The sequence below is a fragment of the Planococcus maitriensis genome (genome assembly GCF_003289925.1).
In the GTDB taxonomy this organism is placed as follows: Bacteria; Bacillota; Bacilli; order Bacillales_A; family Planococcaceae; genus Planococcus; species Planococcus maitriensis.
In genome coordinates this window covers 961568-983566 of the sequence record NZ_QLZQ01000001.1, presented here as the reverse complement: position 1 = coordinate 983566, position 21999 = coordinate 961568, and the positions used below count along the sequence as shown (strand labels likewise).

22 protein-coding genes are annotated in these 21999 nt (G+C 49.5%); 7 read left to right on the top strand and 15 right to left on the bottom strand.

Annotated features, from left to right (window positions below; all coding sequences use genetic code 11):
* From DP119_RS04720 to cyoE, 4 genes are read right to left on the bottom strand one after another with little or no spacing between them, the layout of a single operon-like run.
* Window positions 1–627 carry a cytochrome (ubi)quinol oxidase subunit III gene (locus DP119_RS04720; protein WP_068869481.1) on the bottom strand — a complete coding sequence of 209 codons (627 nt, stop codon included), beginning with the start codon at window positions 625–627 and terminating at the stop codon, window positions 1–3.
* A complete protein-coding gene (locus tag DP119_RS04715; protein ID WP_112231314.1) occupies window positions 614–2527 on the bottom strand; it encodes a cytochrome c oxidase subunit I in 1914 nt (637 codons plus the stop codon). The genes DP119_RS04720 and DP119_RS04715 overlap by 14 nt, the downstream gene beginning before the upstream one ends.
* A gap of 25 nt (window positions 2528–2552) precedes the next feature.
* Window positions 2553–3635 carry a cytochrome c oxidase subunit II gene (coxB, locus tag DP119_RS04710; protein WP_112231312.1) on the bottom strand — a complete coding sequence of 361 codons (1083 nt, stop codon included), beginning with the start codon at window positions 3633–3635 and terminating at the stop codon, window positions 2553–2555.
* A 55-nt stretch (window positions 3636–3690) separates the two neighbouring features.
* Window positions 3691–4608, bottom strand: coding sequence for a heme o synthase (gene cyoE, locus DP119_RS04705; protein WP_112231310.1), 918 nt, complete (start codon window positions 4606–4608; stop codon window positions 3691–3693).
* Window positions 4609–4955: 347 nt separating this feature from the next.
* Between cyoE and DP119_RS04700 the strand changes: the two genes are divergently transcribed.
* Entirely contained in the window at window positions 4956–5873 is a 918-nt protein-coding gene (locus DP119_RS04700; protein WP_112231308.1) for a COX15/CtaA family protein, read from the top strand.
* Window positions 5874–5908: 35 nt separating this feature from the next.
* Here DP119_RS04700 and pyc read toward each other — a convergent pair whose 3' ends face one another.
* From pyc to DP119_RS04685, 3 genes are all read right to left on the bottom strand, one after another.
* Window positions 5909–9349, bottom strand: coding sequence for a pyruvate carboxylase (gene pyc / locus DP119_RS04695; RefSeq protein WP_112231306.1), 3441 nt, complete (start codon window positions 9347–9349; stop codon window positions 5909–5911).
* Between the two features lie 15 nt (window positions 9350–9364).
* Window positions 9365–10531 carry an FtsW/RodA/SpoVE family cell cycle protein gene (locus tag DP119_RS04690; protein WP_112231304.1) on the bottom strand — a complete coding sequence of 389 codons (1167 nt, stop codon included), beginning with the start codon at window positions 10529–10531 and terminating at the stop codon, window positions 9365–9367.
* Window positions 10532–10600: 69 nt separating this feature from the next.
* Entirely contained in the window at window positions 10601–10882 is a 282-nt protein-coding gene (locus DP119_RS04685) for an Fpa/YlaN family protein (RefSeq protein WP_058383475.1), read from the bottom strand.
* 164 nt (window positions 10883–11046) lie between these two features.
* Between DP119_RS04685 and DP119_RS04680 the strand changes: the two genes are divergently transcribed.
* From DP119_RS04680 to DP119_RS04670, 3 genes are read left to right on the top strand one after another with little or no spacing between them, the layout of a single operon-like run.
* Window positions 11047–11553, top strand: coding sequence for a peptidyl-prolyl cis-trans isomerase (locus DP119_RS04680; protein ID WP_112231302.1), 507 nt, complete (start codon window positions 11047–11049; stop codon window positions 11551–11553).
* 11 nt (window positions 11554–11564) lie between these two features.
* Window positions 11565–11768 (top strand): YlaI family protein, encoded by a 204-nt coding sequence (locus DP119_RS04675; RefSeq protein WP_058383473.1) that lies wholly within the window; start codon window positions 11565–11567, stop codon window positions 11766–11768.
* Window positions 11768–12217: a hypothetical protein gene (locus DP119_RS04670; RefSeq protein WP_112231300.1), complete on the top strand. Its 450-nt coding sequence runs from the start codon at window positions 11768–11770 to the stop codon at window positions 12215–12217. Before DP119_RS04675 ends, DP119_RS04670 begins: the two co-directional genes overlap by 1 nt.
* On the opposite strand, the gene DP119_RS04665 is transcribed toward DP119_RS04670, so the two are convergent.
* Together DP119_RS04665 and typA are read right to left on the bottom strand one after the other, a co-directional pair.
* The gene (locus DP119_RS04665; protein WP_112231298.1) at window positions 12211–12540 is read right to left on the bottom strand and encodes a YlaH-like family protein; all 330 of its coding nucleotides are present in this window, start codon (window positions 12538–12540) and stop codon (window positions 12211–12213) included. The genes DP119_RS04670 and DP119_RS04665 overlap by 7 nt on opposite strands.
* A 23-nt stretch (window positions 12541–12563) precedes the next feature.
* Window positions 12564–14411 carry a translational GTPase TypA gene (gene typA, locus DP119_RS04660; RefSeq protein ID WP_112231296.1) on the bottom strand — a complete coding sequence of 616 codons (1848 nt, stop codon included), beginning with the start codon at window positions 14409–14411 and terminating at the stop codon, window positions 12564–12566.
* Window positions 14412–14519: 108 nt separating this feature from the next.
* Here typA and DP119_RS04655 point away from each other — a divergent pair, with 108 nt between their 5' ends.
* Window positions 14520–14729, top strand: coding sequence for a YlaF family protein (locus tag DP119_RS04655; protein WP_112231294.1), 210 nt, complete (start codon window positions 14520–14522; stop codon window positions 14727–14729).
* A 38-nt stretch (window positions 14730–14767) separates the two neighbouring features.
* Here DP119_RS04655 and DP119_RS04650 read toward each other — a convergent pair whose 3' ends face one another.
* Together DP119_RS04650 and DP119_RS04645 are read right to left on the bottom strand one after the other, a co-directional pair.
* Entirely contained in the window at window positions 14768–15565 is a 798-nt protein-coding gene (locus DP119_RS04650) for an inositol monophosphatase family protein (RefSeq protein WP_112231292.1), read from the bottom strand.
* Window positions 15566–15656: 91 nt separating this feature from the next.
* Window positions 15657–15851: a hypothetical protein gene (locus DP119_RS04645; protein ID WP_068869495.1), complete on the bottom strand. Its 195-nt coding sequence runs from the start codon at window positions 15849–15851 to the stop codon at window positions 15657–15659.
* A gap of 156 nt (window positions 15852–16007) precedes the next feature.
* Between DP119_RS04645 and DP119_RS04640 the strand changes: the two genes are divergently transcribed.
* Complete coding sequence (locus DP119_RS04640) at window positions 16008–16652, top strand: YktB family protein (RefSeq protein ID WP_112231290.1); 645 nt, start codon at window positions 16008–16010, stop codon at window positions 16650–16652.
* Between the two features lie 14 nt (window positions 16653–16666).
* On the opposite strand, the gene DP119_RS04635 is transcribed toward DP119_RS04640, so the two are convergent.
* Both DP119_RS04635 and DP119_RS04630 read right to left on the bottom strand, forming a co-directional pair.
* Window positions 16667–16942, bottom strand: coding sequence for a UPF0223 family protein (locus DP119_RS04635; RefSeq protein WP_112231289.1), 276 nt, complete (start codon window positions 16940–16942; stop codon window positions 16667–16669).
* Window positions 16943–16951: 9 nt separating this feature from the next.
* Window positions 16952–17923, bottom strand: a complete 972-nt coding sequence (locus tag DP119_RS04630) for an NAD(P)H-dependent flavin oxidoreductase (RefSeq protein ID WP_112231287.1) — start codon at window positions 17921–17923, stop codon at window positions 16952–16954.
* A 191-nt stretch (window positions 17924–18114) separates the two neighbouring features.
* Between DP119_RS04630 and DP119_RS04625 the strand changes: the two genes are divergently transcribed.
* Window positions 18115–19584, top strand: a complete 1470-nt coding sequence (locus DP119_RS04625) for an aminotransferase class I/II-fold pyridoxal phosphate-dependent enzyme (protein ID WP_112231285.1) — start codon at window positions 18115–18117, stop codon at window positions 19582–19584.
* 56 nt (window positions 19585–19640) lie between these two features.
* Here the strand turns inward: DP119_RS04625 and DP119_RS04620 are convergent, their stop codons facing one another.
* Window positions 19641–20498, bottom strand: coding sequence for a polysaccharide deacetylase family protein (locus DP119_RS04620; protein WP_112231283.1), 858 nt, complete (start codon window positions 20496–20498; stop codon window positions 19641–19643).
* An 88-nt stretch (window positions 20499–20586) separates the two neighbouring features.
* Complete coding sequence (gene lpdA / locus DP119_RS04615) at window positions 20587–21996, bottom strand: dihydrolipoyl dehydrogenase (RefSeq protein ID WP_112231281.1); 1410 nt, start codon at window positions 21994–21996, stop codon at window positions 20587–20589.
* Window positions 21997–21999: the final 3 nt, after the last annotated feature.

Genomic DNA, 21999 nt, shown 5'->3' with positions numbered 1-21999 from the left:
TTAACCGATCACTCCCATCAGATAAACTACAGTGAAGATGAACACCCACACTACGTCAATGAAATGCCAGTATAGGGCGGCAAGATAGAACTTCGGTGCGTTGTACATGTTCAACCCGCGTTTAGCGTTGCGGATCATCAATGCGATGAACCAGCTGAGCCCGAATACTACATGTGCCCCGTGAGTTCCAACCAAGGTGTAGAAAGCGGAACTGAAGGCACTATTGGTGTAGCCGAAGCCAAGATGTACATAATGGTTAAACTCGTAAATCTCCAAGCCTAGGAACGCGAGACCCAAAAGGACAGTAATCCCAAGCCATGCCTGCATCGCTTTGAAATTATGGTTCTTCATATGATAGATCGCATAGACACTAGTCAACGAAGATGTCAAAAGGATCATCGTCATGGCAAAAACGAGCGGCAGTTCGAACAGGCCGGCAGCGGAAAATTCCATTCCGCTTGGGCCTTTGTCTTTCAACGCAAGATATGTTGCGAAGAGAGAGGCGAAGGTGACGGTCTCAGCTGCCAGCAGCAGCCAGAAACCAACGAACTTGTTCTTCCCTTCGAGCGTCGCCGTTTCAGGATGATCGGGCCATGTTTGTGGGGTATATCGTTTATTTAAGTCCACCTTTTTTGCCTCCTTCCAACGCTCTTGCTTCTCTTTGAATGCGTTCATTGTCCGCAATCAATTCTTCTTTCGTTACATGGAAACCGAGGTCATCTTTCAACGAACGGACGAGCATCGAACCGAATGTGATCGCAAGACCGCCGATCAATACCGGCAACGCCCATGCTTTATCGTCCATGAAGTACATGGCACCGAATGATGCGATGAACATTCCGAGAGAGATGACGAAAGGAATGAATGATCCGTTCGGCATGTGGATATCGCCGAGCGGTTCTGCATAGACCATGCCTTCTTTATTGCCTTCCATTTTCTCGATCCAATACGGGTCAAGCCCGCGGACAAGCGGTGTTTGTGCAAAGTTATAGAATGGCGGTGGTGACGGGATCGCCCATTCAAGCGTACGCCCGTCGCCCCATGGGTCATTTCCGACGCGCTCATTCTTCGCAACCGTCATGACGACGTTGACGAGGAGAATGATAACACCGATTGCCATGAACAAGGCTCCGACCGAGCTGATAGCGTTAAATAGATCCCAGCCTTGGTCTGCTCCGAACGTGTAAACACGGCGTGGCATACCCATCAAGCCGAGGAAATGCTGGATAAAGAATGTCAAATGGAATCCGATGAAGAAGAACCAGAACGTCCATTTTCCGAGTTTTTCGCTCAACATCGTACCGAACATCTTCGGCCAGTACAAATGCGTACCTGCCAGAATTGCCAATACGACACCACCGACGATTACGTAGTGGAAGTGGGCCACGATAAAGTAGGAATCGTGAAGCTGGTAATCAAGCGGCGCGATCGCCTGCATGACACCCGTTACCCCACCGGCAACGAATGACGGGATAAACGCAACTGCGTAGATCATCGGCACCGTGAAGGAAATGCTTCCTCCCCAGATCGTCAAAAGCCAGTTAAAGATCTTGATCCCTGTCGGAACTGCGATGATCATCGTTGCAAGGGCGAATACCGCGTTAGCTGTCGGTCCAAGACCAACTGTAAACATGTGGTGGGCCCAAACCATGAATCCGTAGAAACCGATCAGGATAGTCGCAAATACCAATGCCGTGTAACCGAATAGGCGTTTGCGGGAGAAAATCGCAAAGATTTCAGAGAAAATACCGAATGCTGGCAACACTAGGATATAAACTTCCGGGTGGCCGAAGATCCAGAAGAAGTGCTCCCAGATGATCGTGTTACCGCCCATTGTTACATCGAAGAAGTTAGCCCCGAACAAACGGTCGAAGACCATGAAGAAGATCCCGACTGTCAGCGGAGGGAACGCCAACAGGATCAAAGCGGACGCTACGAAAGTCGTCCATGTGAAAAGCGGCATTCTCATGTAAGTCATACCCGGCGCGCGCATATTGATGATTGTCACCAGGAAGTTAATCCCCGCAATCAAGGTACCGAAACCGGATATCGTCAAACCAAGTGAATAGAAGTCGATGCCGTGGCCTTCAGAGGCAAGTGCCAGAGAAGCATAGTTTGTCCATCCTGCATCCGGTGCTCCGCCCAGGAACCATGAAAGGTTCAGGAATACGCCCCCGAAGAAGAACAGCCAGAACCCAAGTGAGTTCAGGAAAGGAAACGCAACATCGCGCGCACCGATTTGCAAAGGTGAGACGGCGTTCATGAATGCCAAGAGAATTGGCATCGCCGCAAGGAAGATCATGGTCGTTCCGTGCATTGTTAAAACTTCGTTGTATGTTCCGGCACTAAGGAAATCGTTTCCGGCTTTCATAAGCTGAATCCGGATCAACATCGCTTCCACGCCGCCGACTAGGAAGAAGAATCCGCCGGAGATCAAGTAGAGGATCGCGATTTTCTTATGGTCTACTGTTGTCAAGTAGTCCCATATTGTAGCGCCGAAACCCTTTTTCTGAGAGTTAGAACTCACAATAGTTTACCTCCTTTTTTAACTTTTACTCTTCAACTTTCAAGCCCATCAAGTATGCTGCAAGCGCATCGAGCTCTTGATCGGAGAATGGTTCTCCATTGTTGATTTCTTCTGGGTCAGGCATCAAGTTGCCTGGTTTGTATTGCTGGGGATCAGCAATCCAGTTTTTCAGTGTTTCTTCATCGTGTTCCATGAAGCCGGCGATTGTGTTGCGGTCGCCGAATGTCGTAAGGTTTGGCCCCACGCCAGGAGCTGCTCCCGCTGCGTTGGTTGCGTGGCATGCGATACAGCTCTGCTCGAAGATTTCCTGTCCCTCTTGAGCAACTGTCTCTGTAGGCGCAGCCTGTTCTTCCTGCATTGCAGCTACCCAAGCATCAAAGTCTTCACGGTTAAGCGTTTTGACCTTGAAATCCATCAAAGCGTGTGATGGGCCGCAAAGCTCGGCACATTTACCGAAGTAAACGCCTTCTTCAAGTTCCGAAGATTCTTTATCGAACTCCAAATAGAATGTGTTGACGTTTTCAGGGTTGACGTCGAGCTTACCGCCAATTGAAGGGATCCAGAACGAGTGCTTAACGTCTGCAGCAATCAAGTTGAAGTAGACGCGTTCGCCAGTCGGTACGACCAGTTCCTGTGCAGTGATGATTTCCTGTTCAGGATACTCGAATTCCCACCAGTAAAGCTTACCGGTAACATTGACCGTCAAGTTCTCAGCCGCGCCATCTTCGTCCTGCGCATCCATTGCCGTGACATCAGCCAGGTCGAATGTTGAGTAGACTGTCGGAACAGCGAGGATCAAAAGCAGGACGATCGGGATTGCTGTCCAGATAAACTCAAGACGCGCGCTTCCTTCGACTTGTTCAGGGATCATGTCCTCCCCTACTTTTGAACGGCGGAATTTAACAATTGCCAATACATAGATGATAGTAACGACGACGATAACGAACAACATGACAATGGATGACAAAATCAGCAAGTTGAACTGATCTTGCGCAACCTTACCAGCCGGTATCAGCGTCGAGATCTCTTCGCGCCCGCAGCCTGAAAGAAAAACAAGCAATGCGGTCATCAAGGCGAAGAGGCGCCATTTCTTAGGTCCTTTCATCATAGCTTTTCATACCCCTCTCTGAATAAAGTGTTTTACAGTTAAGTAAAAGAGAAATTTAGGCGAATACAGCGAAAATGATCATCGATACAAATAGAATCGTCATATAGTTCAACGAATAGATGAACATTTTCTTCGCCCATTTCAAATCATCCGCTGCCTTGAAGCCCCGGATTGCCAGAACCAGCCATCCGATGTTCAAAGCTGTAGCTAAGATGATGAAGCCTATCCCGAGTTCCATAAGCAGGAACGGCAATGGGAAAAGCAGTAAAACCCATGCAAGCATCGATTTTTTTGTCCGGTGGAATCCTTTGACCACCGGCAGCATCGGAATATTTGCGGCCCGATACTCTTCCGTCCGTTTCATGGCAAGCGCATAAAAATGCGGCGGCTGCCAAATGAACATAATCAGAAACAGCGCCCAAGCGCCCGTACCGAGCGTCGGCTCCACCGCAGCCCAGCCGATTAGCGGCGGGATTGCGCCGGAAATACTGCCGACGATCGTATTGCCGACATGCCTTCTCTTCGACCACATCGAATAGAGAACAACATAAGCCAAGATGCCGGCGATTCCAAACAGACCTGCTGAAACAGAAGCGGAAAACAAAAAGAGTTCGCCTATAACGATGAAAGAAATGGCGAGTGCCAAGACAGCGGATGGCTTGAACCTGCCCGTAACTGTCGGGCGGCCTCTCTTGCTGGCCATCAATGGGTCGATGTCTGTGTCGATATAATTATTCATCGCCGCAGACCCCGCAATGATCAATGCCGAACCGGCGATAGTGTAGACGAGAATATCCATGTGATCCAGGAAATTCTTATCCGAAAACTGGAAAGCGAGCCACAGTCCCGTAAAGACGGTAATTAAATTGGAATTGACAATCCCAATCTTAATAAGTGCCAGAAAATCTTTAGTGAACGTGCTCGATTCTACAGCATCGGTCGGTTCTGCAGGCAAAGACCGGCCGTTTGACATATAACTCCCTCCTTTCAAAGTTGTAAGCATATTCCGCTAACCATAACTATATCTAAATTCCAGCTTCTTTTCTACATATTACTGAAATTTCCTGATATAAATGATGATTTCACGCAATTGGTCTTACAAATATTCATCTCTAATCATACAGTAGCCCCCTCGTTATTTTAAGATAGAAAAAACGCTGTTTTTGAACAGTTTGTGAAGGTCGCTGTTAATATGTCCAATTCTTGAAAGTTTGGGTGAACCCTGATTTCTCGTTGTATTTTAAACGCAGTTTCGCTATCATCGAGTATGCAGGATATCGTTAAACGCTAAAAGTTTTTCTAGAAAAAGTAGGTGGCATTTTGAAAAGCAACATCTATATAAAAATATTCGGGGTTCTTGCTTCTATCGGCATGTTGCTCATCCTCCTCGGAGGGGCGTTGGTCACCAAAACCGACAGCGGCATGGGATGCGGCCGCAACTGGCCGGACTGCAACGGCAACTTGATCCCGCGGGAAATTACGGCTGAAGTGCTGATCGAGTTCTCCCATCGCCTGGTAACGGGCGTGGTCGGGATCTTGATCGTGATTTTGGCGGTTTGGGCCTGGCGCAAGTTCGGCCATGTGCGGGAAACCAAGTTCCTCGCCTTCATGGCTGTGTTCTTCCTTGTATTGCAAGCTTTGATCGGAGCTGCCCAAGTCCTATGGGGCCAAGGCGATTTCATTCTCGCGCTCCACTTCGGGATCTCCCTTTTGTCATTTGCTGCAGTGCTCCTTTTGACCTTGCTGATATTCGAAGTCGACCGCAAGTTCGATGCGGACCGCGTACAAATCGGCCGCACATTGAAATACCATACACTCGGCGTCGCTTTGTATTCTTACGTGGTTGTTTACACAGGGGCTCTTGTGCGCCATACAGAATCGAGCCTCATCTGTTCGGATTGGCCATTATGCCGCAACGACCAGTTCGCGCTGCCAAGCAATATGTACGAATGGGTCCAGATGGGCCACCGCTTTGCAGCTGCGCTTATCGTCATCTGGCTCGGCGTGATCGCGCTTCATGCATATCGCCATTACCGCGACCAACGCGTCATTTATTGGGGATGGCTTATTGCCTTCATCATCGTGCTTCTCCAAGCGACGACAGGCATGCTCGTTGTCTTGACGAAATTGAACCTGGCAGTCGCATTGCTTCACTCCTTGCTCATCTCGATGCTGTTCGGCTTGTTATGTTATATGGTCCTTCTCGTCTCCAGAAGCAAGTACATCAAATCCAAATAAAAAATCCGGTGCGAATTCGCACCGGATTTTTTATTTTATTTCGGTTCCATTTCAATAAGCAAATCGCCTGTTGAAATGCCATCGCCAGCTGTCACGTAAATCTCCTGGATCGTTCCGTCAAATGGCGCTTGGACGGTCGTCTCCATCTTCATTGCTTCAGTGACAAGCAAATGGTCGCCGCGTTTTACTTTCAGCCCTTTTTCACCGACTACTTTCAGGACAGTGCCAGGCATTGTCGCTGCAATATGATTTTCTTTTGTCGGGTCAGCTTTCGGTTTTGCCGCTGAATCGGTTTCAACCGTCATATCCTGGATGCTGATTTCACGCGGTTGGCCGTTCAATTCAAAATAGATGATGCGCGTGCCGTCTTTTTGCGGTTCGCCGATGGACACAAGCTTGATCATCAAGGTCTTTCCTTTTTCGATCTCGACTTCGATCTCCTCACTGAGGCGCATGCCATAAAGGAAGGTCAGTGTATCAAGCACGGATACGTCCCCGAAGGTCTGGTTTGTCACGCTGTACTCTTCGAATACTTTCGGGTATAGCGCATAGGCCAGCACTTCATGGCTAGTGACGGGGCGCTCCAAGCGTTCGAATAGTTTCTCGCGGATCGCTTCAAAATCAGCAGGTTCGAGCAATTCGCCCGGACGCACCGTAATCGGCTCGCGCTCTTTCAAGATCACTTTCTGCAACTCTTTCGGGAACCCGCCGTGCGGCTGCCCGATATAGCCCTCGAAGAACTCGATGACCGATTCAGGGAAATCGATATTCTCGCCGCGTGTCAGCACTGTTTTTTCATCCAGTTCGTTCTGGACCATGAACAAGGCCATGTCCCCTACGACTTTTGATGACGGCGTGACTTTGACAACGTCTCCAAAGAGCATGTTGACACGGGAATACATTTCCTTCACTTCTTCCCAGCGCATGCCGAGGCCGACAGCTTTTGCCTGCTGCTGCAAGTTGCTGTACTGCCCGCCCGGCATTTCATGGACATAAATCTCAGAATGCGGGCTGTTCATGCCGCTTTCGAAGTCGCTGTAATATTTGCGGACATCTTCCCAATAATGGGACATGGTTTCAAGAGATTCGATATCGGCTTTGATTTTCCGCTTGCCGCCGCTCATCGCATAATACAACGAGTTGGCGCTTGGCTGGGATGTAAGCCCGGCCATGGTGCCGAGCGCCGTGTCGACGATGTCGACGCCTGCTTCGATCGCTTTGGAATAAAGGTAGATGCCATTTCCGCTTGTATCGTGTGTATGCAAGTGGATCGGCAAGGAAACCGTATCCTTCAGTTCAGAAACTAGGCGGTACGCAGCTTCTGGCTTGAGCAATCCAGCCATATCTTTGATCGCAAGAATATGGGCGCCTGCCGCTTCCAGTTCTTTCGCCATATCTTTGTAATATTGAACCGTATATTTGTCGCGGCTCGGGTCGAGAATGTCCCCTGTATAGCAAATCGCCGCTTCTGCTACTTTTCCGGAGTTGCGGACTTCATCGATGGCCACTTCCATTCCTTTGATCCAGTTAAGGCTGTCAAAGATGCGGAATACATCGATTCCAGCTTGTGCGGATGTCCGGGCAAATTCACGGATGACGTTATCCGGATAGTTTTTATAGCCGACCGCATTCGCACCGCGGAACAGCATCTGGAACAAGACGTTCGGAATGTCTTCACGCAATTTGATGAGGCGCTGCCATGGGTCTTCCTTCAGGAAACGGTAAGACACATCAAACGTGGCCCCTCCCCACATTTCCATCGAGAACAAATCGCTTTGGAGGCGGGCCGTTTCTTTCGCGACTGCGAACATATCATGCGAGCGCATGCGTGTAGCCAAAAGCGATTGGTGCGCATCACGCAATGTCGTATCCGTCAATAGGACTTCGTCTTGCTCGAGCACCCATTTCGCCAAGCCTTCCGGGCCGCGTTCATCTAGGATCTGTTTCGTGCCGGATGGAACTTCCGTAATGATATCGATCTCCGGTTTGCGTGGCGCAGCGTGGATCGGTTTCTTTTTCTTTTCGATTCCAGGGAATCCGTTCACCGTCACATTGCCGATATAGCTGAGCAATTTCGTCCCGCGGTCTTGGCGCACCGGGAATTTAAACAGTTCAGGCGTGCTGTCGATGAAGCTTGTGTCAAAGTCCCCGTTGATGAAATTAGGATGTTTCACGACATTTTCAAGGAACGGGATATTCGTCTTGATCCCGCGGATGCGGAATTCCTGCAAGTTGCGATCCATTTTCGCTGCAGCTTCTTTGAACGTTGTCGCCCATGTGGACACTTTCACGAGCAATGAATCGTAATAAGGGGAAATGACCGCCCCCTGGAAACCGTTTCCGGCATCCAGACGTACGCCGAATCCTCCGCCTGAGCGGTAAACCATCAATTTTCCGGCATCCGGCATGAAATCATTCAACGGATCTTCCGTCGTCACACGCGATTGGATAGCATAGCCGAACAGCGGGATGTCTTGCTGTTTCGGCAGCGCGATCGCTTCGCTATGGAGCGAGTGCCCGCGGGCGATATGGATTTGGGCATGGACGATGTCGATGCCCGTCACCATTTCGGTTATGGTATGTTCGACTTGGATGCGGGGATTGACTTCGATGAAATAGAACTCATCACCCGCTACCAGGAACTCCACTGTCCCTGCGTTTATGTAATCGATATTCTTCATTAATTTGACTGCAGCATCGCAAATTTCGTTGCGCAACTTCTCGCTGATGGAGTTGGAAGGCGCAATTTCCACGACTTTTTGATGCCGGCGCTGAATCGAGCAATCACGTTCATATAAATGAATGATATTGCCTTCAGCATCGCCCAGAATTTGCACTTCGATGTGTTTCGGTTTGTCGACGAATTTTTCCACGTACATCTCCTCGGAACCGAAGGCAGCTTTCGCTTCGGATTTCGCACGTTCGTAAGATGATGCCAGTTCACTGGCGTCTTTGACGATGCGCATGCCGCGTCCACCACCGCCTAGTGATGCTTTGATCATCAACGGGAATCCGGCTTGGTCAGCAAATGCCTCTACTTCAGCCAATGATTCGACAGGTCCGTCCGTTCCCGGAATGACAGGAATGCCTGCAGCGATCGCTTGGTCACGGGCTTTGACTTTATCGCCGAACATATCGAGATGGCGTGAGGTTGGCCCGATGAATACGATGCCTTCTTCTTCACAGCGCCGCGCAAAATGCACGTTTTCGGATAAGAATCCGTACCCTGGGTGAATGGCGTCCACTCCTGAGTCCTTGGCGATGCGAATGATGTCTTCGATGTCCAAATAAGCATCAATCGGCTTTTTTCCTTTGCCGACTAAATACGATTCGTCAGCTTTGTAACGATGAAACGAACCGCTGTCTTCCTGCGAATAAACCGCAACTGTCCGAAGATTCAGTTCTGTACAGGCGCGGAAAATCCGAATGGCAATTTCTCCGCGGTTGGCTACTAAGATCTTGTTAATCTCTTTCACTCCGTCGCACACCCTTTACTTTTTCGTTTTTTCGTATTTGTTGAACATGGAAACATTCATCAATACTCCCATAGCTAAAGATAACAAAATTACCGAGGTTCCGCCATAGCTTATAAACGGAAGAGTCACCCCTGTCAGCGGAATGATTCCTGAGAGGCCGCCGAGATTGACAAAAGATTGGATGCCGATCATGCTTGCGACACCGGCGGCAAGCATGCGCGCAAGCGGGTCGCTAGTCGTCATCGCGATCCACAACCCCCGCAGGACGACGAAGCCCAATCCGCCGATGACAACGAAGACTCCTAGAACGCCAAGCTCTTCCGCAATGACCGACATGATGAAATCCGTATGGGGTTCCGGCAGATAGCCAAGCTTCTGGATCGATTGGCCGAGCCCGAGTCCGCCCAGCCCGCCTGAACCGATCGCCAAATAACCGTTGACGATCTGGAAGCCGAACCCGAGTTCATCCGAAAACGGGTTGAAGAAAGCATCGATGCGCCCCATGCGTTTTTCCGTGAAAATCAGGTCTTTGGCGAACAACATCGCAGGAACGATGAAAACAGCGGCAGCTGCAATGACGATTCCCGCCAATTTCACGAACGGCTTTAAACGGACGCCAGATGCCGCCATTACCGACAGGCCGACTGCGCCGATGATGACCATCGACCCTAAGTCAGGCTCAAGGAAAACCAACAGCAAAACAGCCGTCAGGATAATGACCGGCGGAATGATCGATTCGTTCAGTTTGTTGATGGAGCCATTGCGGTATTTATTGGAAAACACGCCTGCCAAATAGAAAATCAAGCCGACTTTGGCGACTTCCGATGGCTGGATATTGGCGAACCCGAGGCTGATCCAACTTTTTGCACCGCCTGCCGCGAAGCCGATAAAGTGGACCAGGATGAGCCCTGTAAAGATGACCGCGAGAACGGTCGCCATCATCCACTTTTTCTTGAAATGCTTATAAGGGAATACGGCAGCGAGCAAGAATACAGGATAAGCGATGGCCAAGTTGATCAATTGCTGTATGTAGAAGCGGTCGGGCGAGTCATTATAATAGTTCACGGACCAGGCCATGCTCGAGGAGTAAATCATGATCAGCCCGAAAATGGTGAGGGCTAGGTATGTAAAGAGAAGCGGGTAGTCTATGTACTTGCCGTATTTCTTGATGTAGGATTTCATTGTTTTTATACCTCATTCAATTGGATTCATTAGTAAAAAAACCCAAACTGGAATCGTTTGAGTTTTGGGTCATTTATTTGTATACGCATCGTGGAGGATGGACAGTTTCTTCTCCAGCGTATCCATTAAATTTTTACCGGTCTCACGTTCGATCAAACCGAGCTTGACGGCGAAATCGATTTCCCGTGATAAGCCAAACATTTGCGTATCAAGAACTTCTTCGTATAAAGGGCAGGACGGCAATGTAAGATGATCCATCTGCACCTTGATCAATTGCTCGATTTTCTCTGCATCAGCTTTAAGGAGTTCCAGCGCTTTTTCCTGATAAGTCTGTTCTTCTGTATGTTCCATGAGGACTCCCCCATCACTTGTATTTCTGCTCCATTAGCCTGTTTAAAGTGTATCTTTTACGCTGTCAAATTGCAAGTCTCTCATAAAAGGGATTAAACCCTTTGGGAATCGGGGCCGAACAGTTATACTGAAGAAGAGAGATACTATAATGGAGGGTTTTATTTATGGAATTCATCATACCATTTAAAGGGGAAGTCCAATACAAAGTGACTTTGGATCCGACCGTGTGGATTTTCGATGACCGCAAACTGGATCTTAAGACATTTTTCACAGAAGAGCATGTCGATAAGGACGATCTAGAAGAGTACAAACGCGGCATGGGCGAACATTGGTCGCGCGAAATCATGGAAGGCGCCACCGTTCCGCCAACCTTGAATTCCGAGAAGAAATACAAGCGCCAGGAAAAACAAGACATGCTGACAGGCACATTCGGCATGCGTTTCCAGCCATTCCTCGAAAATGCAGAGCCGGCCGGCAGCGCGTCGAAGGTCGTATTCGAAACCGCTTCAGGCGAACATGCCTTCCCGATTGAAGAGGCCAAGCAATTGATCTTCAAGTTCAGCCAGGACGGGAAACCGCTCCGGGAAGATGGGCCAGTCCATATCCTCTTGCCGGATGGTTCGAATATCGATCAGCCGATCACCCATGTCACCGCTATCCGGGTCGAATAGGAGGAATATCTATGCGTGTTCAATGCGTCATCTGCGATAAAATCGAAGAACTTGAAGACGATACGCTGCAAGCCAAGCGCCTCCGTAACCGTCCGATCCACACCCATATGTGCGAAGAATGCCATGACCGGATCACCAAACGGACTGAAGAGCGCCTGGCGACCGGGCATTTCCATTTCTTCCGCAGCTCCCGCAGCATCGAGGATGATTTCTGATGAAGGTATTGAAGGGCTTGTGGATCGGTTTCTGGAGCGGACTCATTCTAGGATTGTTGCTGAAATGGATGCAGGCAGTGACCGGCGTCCGGAATTACGAATTGCTATTGAACGTCGATTTCATCCCACTGGTCAACCAAGTGAATTGGTCAGAGCTGACTGAATTCGTTTTGCATTTGATCATCTCGCTGGTGATCGGCATCGTTTATGTGTATATCGCCAAACGCCGGCGCTATACGTTCGGCCAATTGACGATCATCAGCCTGTTGCTTACCTTGCCGACTTACATCCTGTTTTTCCCGCTGGCCATGCTGGCGGTGGAAGCCGATGTCCCGGAACCGACCGATATGGGCGCGTTCCTCTACTGGATCCTGGCTCATCTGACCTATGCACTGCTCCTGCCGATACTCTATAAGACATTTGAACGCAAAAACGCTGCCTCTCATTGAGAAGCAGCGTTTTCGCGTTTTTCGCGCCAAAGGCGGATTTTGTAAAGGATGAGGATCAATGCGGCTATGACCAAGCCTTCGACAACGGGCAGGAAAAAGGCCAAGAATGTCAGGCCGAGTCCTCCCGCAGCCAAGAACAAGATAATGACTGCATTTTTTCCGATCGATAGTTTTTTGGCAAAGCCCAATTTGTACACGACTGCCGATAATAGGAAGATGACGGCAAACAGTGCATATCCCGCCACATCGAAATTCGGCATATTCTGGTAAAGAATGCGGGCTACCGGATACATATTTTCATAGACAAAAGCCTGCTCGTCCACTGATTATACATCCTTCCAGTTGTTTATTCTTCGATGGCTACTTTCTTCTTCTTAGCCATACGCTCACGCTCATTCTTATCCAGAATCTTCTTGCGCAAACGGATCGATTGAGGAGTGATTTCACAATACTCGTCATCGTTCAAGTATTCAAGAGCTTCCTCGAGGCTCATGAGGCGTGCTTTTTTCATCGTTGTCGTCTGGTCTTTATTGGCTGAACGGATGTTGGTAGCCGCTTTGATCTTGACGATATTAACTGTCAAATCGTTGTCACGGTTATGCTCACCGACGATCATGCCTTCATAGATTTCAGTGCCGACTTCCACGAATGAAGTACCGCGGTCTTCAATGCCCATCAAGCCGTAAGTGGAAGCTTTTCCGCGTTCCATGGAAACAAGTACGCCTTGGCGACGGCCGCCTACGCGTCCTGCCGCGACTGGCTGATAGCTGTCGAATGTGTGGTTGATGATGCCGTATCCACGTGTCTGCGTCAGGAATTCAGTCGTATAACCGATCAATCCGCGTGCAGGGACATTGAATACCAAACGGACTTGTCCGCTTCCGTTATTGATCATATCGAGCATTTCGCCTTTGCGTTCGCCGAGTGATTCGATGATCGCGCCAGTATATTCTTCAGGAACATCCACTTGGACGCGTTCAACCGGTTCACAGCGGACGCCATCCACCATGCGGACGATAACTTCAGGTTTTGACACTTGAAGTTCGAATCCTTCACGGCGCATGTTCTCGATCAGGATCGATAAATGCAGTTCCCCACGGCCCGAAACGACCCATGCATCAGGGGAATCAGTAGGATCGACGCGCAAGGAAACGTCTGTCTCCAATTGGGCATCCAAACGCTCCTGGATTTTTCTTGAAGTGATGAACTTGCCTTCTTTACCGGCGAACGGGCTGTTGTTGACAAGGAATGTCATTTGCAGTGTCGGTTCATCGATACGGAGAACCGGCAATGCTTCAGGATGGTCTTGAGGGCATACTGTTTCACCAACGTTGATGTCTTCGAGTCCGGAGATTGCGATCAAATCGCCCGCTTCGGCTTTTTGGATCTCAACGCGCTTCAAGCCCATGAATCCGTGGATTTTCGTGATACGGAAGTTTTTGACAGATCCGTCCAGTTTCATCAAGGATACGGATTGCCCCACTTCGATCGTGCCGCGGAATACGCGCCCGATTCCGATACGGCCGACATAGTCGTTGTAATCGAGAAGCGCCACTTGAAATTGCAATGGCTCCTCGCGGTTATCGATCGGTGCCGGGACGTGGTCCATGATGGCATCATAAATGACCTGCATGTTTTCTTCCTGGTCAGCCGGGTCAGATGAAAGGCTGGCAGTTCCGTTCATGCCCGATGCGAAAATGACCGGGAATTCCAATTGGTCGTCGTTTGCTTCAAGTTCGATGAACAATTCGATGACTTCATCGACAACTTCATCCGGACGCGCGAAATCGCGGTCGATTTTATTGACGACTACAATCGGTTTGAGGTTTTGCTCAAGCGCTTTTTTCAATACAAAGCGTGTCTGTGGCATACAGCCTTCGTAAGCATCGACAACAAGCAGGACACCGTCAACCATTTTCATGATGCGCTCCACTTCGCCGCCGAAATCGGCGTGTCCAGGAGTATCCAGGATATTGATTTTAGCGTCTTTATATTGAATCGCGGTATTTTTCGCCAGGATTGTGATTCCGCGTTCTCTTTCAATGTCGTTAGAATCCATCGCCCGCTCCTCAACATGTTCGTTCGATCTGAAGATCCCTGATTGCTGAAGCAACTGATCCACCAATGTCGTTTTGCCGTGGTCAACGTGTGCGATAATCGCAATGTTTCGTAAATCGTTTCTAAGGTTAGTCATACTTTCACTCCAATATTCTTTTTTCGAGCCTATAACTGTGCTAGTATAGCACATATAGGGGAAAAACCCTACGATTTTATTTCATGCGTATGCAGGAGGTTAGATGGTATGAAAGAAGCGATTGTTGAATCGTGGCATAATATTAAATGGATTTTCGTACTATATTCATTGGCCGCAATCGGGGCTATGGTGCTCATCGGCGTCGCAGTGGCACTTCGCAGCGTGACCGGCATTTTCCTTTCTATTCTATTGTTAATGGTCATCATGGGCTTCGGGTTCAAGCGCAAAAAAGAAATGCGTGAAGCAGGCGCATTATAAACGCATGAAAAAGAGGCCGGGAGATCCCGGCCTCTTTTTTATGTGTGCTTCGGTTTGATATATTCCTGAAGCAATTTCCGGTGGATGGACGGGTTAGCGGCGACGAATGTATCCGACTTCAGCAGGTTGGCAGGTTGCCCCGAAAAATTGCTCGCGACAGCACCTACTTCTTTTGCCATGACCAATCCCCCGGCAATGTCCCATGGCGACAGCCTCATGGATATATAAGCATCGATGCGCCCGCTCGCCAGGTAAGCGAGCTCAAGCGCCGCGGAACCGTATGAACGCATGCCGCGTGCTTCATGAACGAGCCGGATGGTGGCTTCATGCTCCACGTGCCGGTTCGGCGTTGCCCACATGGCGTTCATGCCGATGATCGATTCGCTGATGTCCGTCTCTAAAAGCGGCTGCAGGCGTTCATCGTTATAATAAGCGCCGCCGCCTGCAATCGCATGATACAGATCGTCGTTGACGACGTCATAGATATAGCCCATCTTTCCGACCCCATCTTGATAGATGCCGAGCGAGATGGCGAAATTACGGCGTTGATGCACGAAATTCATGGTGCCGTCGATCGGATCGAGCATCCACACCGTACCGCTTAATTCATCGATCTGGTCCCCAAATCCTTCTTCGCCAAAGACACGGTGGCCCGGAAAATCTTCCCGGATATGGCGGATGAAGAACTTTTCCACTTCTTTATCGACGTTCGTGACTAAATCATTCGCATGGGCTTTCGTATCCACTGAAATATCGCTGAGAAATGAATTGCGGATCCGATGCCCAGCTTCTTTGATCATTGATTTTATGTAACGGTCCATTGCGTGCTGGTCCATGTATGAGCTCCCCCCTTGTTTCTTTTCAGTATAACGAAAAAAGCATCCACTGTCTTTAGCCAGCAGATGCTTTTACGGTATGGTTGTTCGTTTACAATGCATGAAGAGCCTCCAGTTCTACCTGTATTTCTGCCAGCCGTTTCTTGCTTTTTTCCTTTTGGCTGCTGTCGTCTTGCTGCATTGCATCATACAAGGTGGCCAATTCGTAATCAAGTTCCAGCTTCAAGGTATTAATGTACTCCTTTTCTACATCCGCCTTCCGGATAATCTGTATCATCTGCTTCATAAGTGAGCCCCCCCTTCCCTCATAATCGGAATATTCCGACTGCGATGTTTGTTACACATCTTTACCCCATTTTTTCCTCTTGAAAACTTATTTATATTCATTCTTTCCAAACTTCGTTAAAATAAACCGTGATGATCATTTAAGGAGGCGAAGTCCGTGAAACCGTACTGGACTGAACAAGACTTTGAAGTATTCGAAACGCCAGGACTCGAGGCGCGCATGGAAGCTTTAACCGCTCATGTGCGGCCGAAATTCGAAGCTCTGGGCCAAGACTTTTCCGCTTATTTCTCCGGGGAAACCGGGGATGAGTTTTTTCCGCATGTGGCGAAACATATGCGCCGGACCGTCAATCCGCCGAATGACAGCTGGGTGGCATTCGCGCCTTATAAACGAGGTTATAAAGCCGTACCGCATTTTCAGATCGGGCTGTGGGAAAGCCACGTATTTGTCATTCTAGCCGTCATTTATGAAGCGCCGGGCAAACCGGAAATGGCGAACAAACTGCTTTCTGCAGGAACATTAGCCGAACTGCCTTCCGGTTTCGTCGTTTCAGGCGACCATATGAAGCCCGATGCGGATGCCATCGAGTCGCTCGGTAAAGAGGGCGTGGAAAAATTGCTCATACGGCTTCGCGATGTTAAAAAAGGGGAACTCGTCATCGGCAGGCATTTGGCAAGAACAGATGCTGCCGTGCTCGATAAAGACGGATTCTATGCTTTTGCAGAAGAAACATTCCGTGAGCTGCTCCCGATTTACCGGAAGTTGCTCCAGGCAAACGAAAAAACCGCCGTTCAGCGATGAACGGCGGTTTTTCCTTATCTTTTGAGGCGGATCGTTTCATCGCCTGAAGCTTCTTTCATCTTCTTGACAACGGTGAAACTGACATAGCCGCTTTCTTCCTCGAATTCGCGGAAGTACGTCTTTTCCTCCGCCATCGAGGGTACGACTTTCTTGAACTTGCGATACTTTTCCATCAACTCCTGGCGATTGATCCCTTTTTCATAAGCCTTTTCTATCGCTTCGAAAAATTCCACGACATCGACGATTTCATCAGTCGTCCAATCGATGGAAAATGGATATGAGTATTCCATTGCCTTCACCTACCCTTTTTCAATAATTCCCCAGCGTTTCCGTATTTCCTCTGTCTGCTGGATCATCCGGTCGAACAATTCCTGGACAGTCGGCACATCCCGGATCAGGCCCGTCACTTGGCCTGCCCAGCCAAAGCCGCTTTCTTCTTCCCCATCATAGATATAGCGTTTATTGGCGGTGCCGCTAATATAATCTTTCAACGCTTCATAGCTCGGCGCCTCTTTTTCGATTTCCAAAATCCGGGTTGTCCAAGAATTGGACAAAGTGCGGGCCGGTGCGCCGATGCTGCGCTTGATGATCACTGTATCGTTTTCCGTGCTGTCGATCAAATGCTGCTTATACAGCTGCGAGGCGTGAACGCATTCTTTGGTGGCGATGAAGCGCGTCCCCATTTCAATTCCTTCGGCTCCGAGTGCGTGCGCCGCCATCCATCCCCGGCCATCGCCAATGCCTCCGGAAGCGATTACAGGAATCGATACGGCATCGACCACCTGCGGGATCAAGACCATCGTTCCGATATCATCACGGCCAAGATGCCCGCCGCCTTCATGCCCGACGACCATCACCGCATCCGCACCAAGTTTTTCCGCTTTTTCAGCTTGCCGTCTTGCTGCAACCAACACCAATTTCTTGATATCCGTTCCTTCCAATTGCTCGAAAATCGGCGTCGGGTTGCCACCAGTCATCGATACAACCGGTACCTGTTCTTCGATCGCCACATCGAGCATATGCGAAAATGCCCGCCCGTGCTCACCGATCGCAAAGTTCACCCCAAACGGCTTATCCGTCAATTCACGGACTTTACGGATTTCGTCCCGCAATTCATCCGGCCCAGGAAGGCTCATGGCAGTGATTTGCCCAAGCCCCCCCGCATTCGAGACCGCTGCTGCCAGATCGGCATACGCCAAGTATGCCAAGCCCCCCTGGATGATCGGATAGTCGATTCCTAAAAGTTCCGTAATCCTTGTTTCAAACGCCATAATCCCACTCCTTTTTTTCGTCCTCTAATTGTCTATTCGCTTCAATTCCGAAATTCCCTTTTCCACTCCTACAGCTTATGCCCTGCCACGGAAAATTAGCCATACATCTTCACTCTAAGTATAGTAACAAAGCGTCTTGCGTGCTATAATTTCTCTTGTTTTCATTTTGATAAAGTGAGGTGCACGTCCCATTGTCACAACTCGAAACTCCGCTCTTCGATGCACTATTGAAGCATCGGAACCGGCATCCTATACAATTTCACATCCCCGGCCACAAAAAAGGCCAAGGGATCGATCCCGCTTTCCGGGAATTTGTCGGCGACAATATCCTGTCGATCGACTTGATCAATATAGCGCCACTCGATGACCTCCATTCCCCAAAAGGCGCGATTAAACAAGCGCAGGAATTGGCGGCACAGGCTTTTGGCGCAGACCACACCTTCTTCTCGGTCCAGGGTACAAGCGGCGCAATCATGACGATGATTCTGAGCGTGGTCGGGCCGAACGATAAGATCCTCGTCCCGCGCAATGTCCATAAATCCATCATGTCCGCCATCGTATTTGCGGGTGCGATTCCTGTCTTCATCCACCCGGAAGTCGATCCGGAACTGGGCATCTCCCACGGCATTTCGCCTGAATCGGTGGAGAAGGCCTTGACCGAATATCCCGATGCCAAAGCGGTGCTCGTCATCAACCCCACTTATTTTGGCGTGGCGGCTGATTTGAAGCGCATCGTCGATATCGCCCATGCCAAATCGATTCCGGTGCTCGTCGACGAAGCGCATGGCGTGCACATCCATTTCCATAAATCCTTGCCTGTTTCCGCGATGGCGGCAGGCGCGGACATGGCCGCTACATCCGTCCATAAACTGGGTGGTTCCATGACACAGAGTTCCGTTTTGAATGTGCGTGAAGGATTGGTATCGCCGAAACGCGTCCAGGCAACCCTATCGATGCTTACGACGACATCCACTTCCTATCCGATATTGGCATCGCTCGATACTGCGCGGCGCCAGCTCGCTATCCACGGATTTGACTTGATCGACCAAACCATCCGACTGGCACAGGATGCACGCAAGCGGATCAATAAGATTCCGCATCTGCTATGTGTCGGTAAAGAGCTGCTTAATTCTTCCGCGACCTATGATATGGACCCGACTAAATTATTGATCAGCGTCAAGAATCTTGGCATTACCGGCCACCAGGCAGAGGAATGGCTGCGCGAGAACGCGAATATCGAAATTGAACTGTCTGACTTGTACAATATTCTCTGCCTTGTCACGCTCGGCGACAGCCGGAAAGAAATCAATCTGCTTGTCAATGCCTTGCAGCGCATGAGCGAAGCCCTGGAAACTGAGCATGCCGTTTCGGAACCGATTGTCTTGTTACCCGAAATTCCACGGCTCGCGATGACCCCGCGCGACGCTTTTTACGCAGAGACGGAAATCATCCCGATCGACGAAGCGGTGGGCCGCATTTCCGCCGAGTTCATCATGGTCTATCCGCCGGGTATCCCGATTTTCATCCCTGGGGAAATCATTACAGAGGAAAACATTTCCTATATCCATACCAACGTCAAAGCAGGGTTGCCGGTTCAGGGGCCGGAAGATGATTCACTCAGAACACTGCACGTCATAAAGGAACATCAAGCGTTCCGTTAACGATAGACAACAAGCAAAAAGGTTCCGGCGCAAATTGCGCCGGAACCTTTTTTAGGTCAAATTCCTTCTATTTCATCCGGATCCACAAATTCATAGCCTTTATCGCGGAGGCCTTCTATTATTTCCGGCAAGGCTTCCTTGGTCCACTCCCTGTCATGCATCAGCAGATTTCCGCCGTCATTGAGTTCAGGGGCATTGACCATGATTTCTGCCAGTGCCTCCGGTTCCATATAGCCTTGCATAAAATCATAGCCATAAGTCCAGTTCATGCGCACCATGCCTTCTTCTTGCACAAGCGCATTACTGAAATCAGTGTTGACGCCAAACGGGGCACGGAAAAATTTTGGCGCTTCCCCGATAATCGTTTCCACTTGCTCATTCAGTGAAACGATTTCATCTTGCTGAACGCTTTCTGCAGACTGTTTTAAATTCACATGGGTGTTTGTATGATTGCCGATGGCAAAGCCCATATCATGAATTTTCGACAAGGTCTCTTGCTCTTCCTCTGTGTCGAGGAAATGCCCGTTGACGAAAAAGATAGCCGGCACATCAAGCTCTTTCAAGGTTTTGGCCATTTTAAGCGAATATGTATCCGGTGCATCATCGATCGTGATCAGGACCGCCTGTGCATTCGCATCCCCTATCGGTTCAACTTTCGAGTTTTGCGGATTAATGCGATAACGCGGTTCAACAGCCTGTTCGCCAGCTTCTTCCGGCGCCTGCTCTTCCGCATCCTCTTGTTCTTCTATTTCTGCCTGATCGCTTACGGATTGATCTGATGCCACGTCTCCCTCGACATCCGCTTGCGCTGATTCTTCCTGTTTTGCCTCTTCTGGCTCTTGAGCTGTTTCATCAGAACATGCCCCGAGCAGGAATGCTGCACATGCCGGCAGCAGCCAATTTCGTTTTTTCATAATCACCCTCCTTGTGTAAAATTTTAACATACGCAGGGCGTACAAAGCATAGAAAAAAGGACCGCATTTTGCGGCCCTTTATCATTATTTATTTGATGATGTGAATCGGCGTGCCTAGAGCCACTTCTGCCGCTTCCATTGTAATCTCAGCCAAGGTTGGGTGAGCGTGGATCGTCATCGCGATATCTTCCACAGTCATGCCCGCTTCGATGGCCAAGCCAATTTCTGCGATCATATCAGAAGCGCCCGCCCCAACGATTTGTCCGCCTAGCAACAAGCCGTCTTCTTTACGGGATACTAATTTAACAAATCCTTCTGAAGAGTTCAATGCCAAAGCACGGCCGTTTGCGCCGAACGGGAATTTCGCCGCCGTCACTTCAAAGCCTTCCTCTTTTGCCTGTTCTTCAGTCAAACCGACACTCGCAAGTTCAGGGTCCGTGAAGCAAACCGCTGGAATCGCCAAGTAATCGACTTCCGATTTTTCGCCGGCAATCGCTTCAGCAGCGATTTTGCCTTCGTATGATGCTTTATGTGCCAATTGAAGTCCTGCCACAATATCACCGATCGCATAAATGTTCGGGATGCTTGTACGGCATTGCTTATCGACTTCAATCAGGCCGCGCTCACCCATTTTGATGTCGAGCTCTTCAAGGCCCATTTCATCCGTGTTCGGACGGCGGCCGACAGTTACCAATACATAATCTGCATCGATTGTTTTCTCTTCGCCGCCGGCTTCGTATGAAACCGATACGCCTGAATCTGATTCTTCTACGCCTTTAGCAGACGCTTTCGTGATGACTTCGACGCCTTTTTTCTTCAAGCCTTTTTTGACGATGGATGTCATTTGCTTTTCGAATCCCGCAAGGATATCCGGTGCGCCCTCAAGGATCGTCACTTCAGATCCCATGTTTGCATAGGCAGTCCCGAGCTCGGTCCCGATATAGCCGCCGCCGATGACGATCAGTTTTTTCGGTACTTCTTTCAAGGCCAAAGCGCCAGTTGAGTCGATGACACGCTCTGAGTATTTGAATGTCGGGATTTCAACCGGGCGTGAACCCGTTGCGATAATGGCGTTCTTGAATTTGTACGTTTGGGCAGAATCCGCGTCCATGATGCGGACAGTGTTTTCGTCTACGAAATATGCTTCGCCGCGGACGATTTCCACTTTATTGCCTTTTAGCAAGGATTCGACGCCGCCAGTCAATTTCTTGACTACGCCATCTTTGAAAGCTTGGGCTTTTTCGAAGTTCAGGGAAACTTCTTTCGCCACGATGCCCATGTCGTCTGAATGTTGGGCTTCTTCAAAACGATGGCCGACAGAAATCATCGCTTTTGAAGGGATACAGCCGACGTTCAAGCAAACGCCGCCGATGTATTCTTTCTCAACGATGGTAACTTTTTGGCCAGTCTGTGCTGCACGGATAGCTGCGACATAGCCGCCAGGGCCTGAGCCGATGACGAGCGTGTCTGTTTCGATTGGGAAATCTCCTACTACCATAAG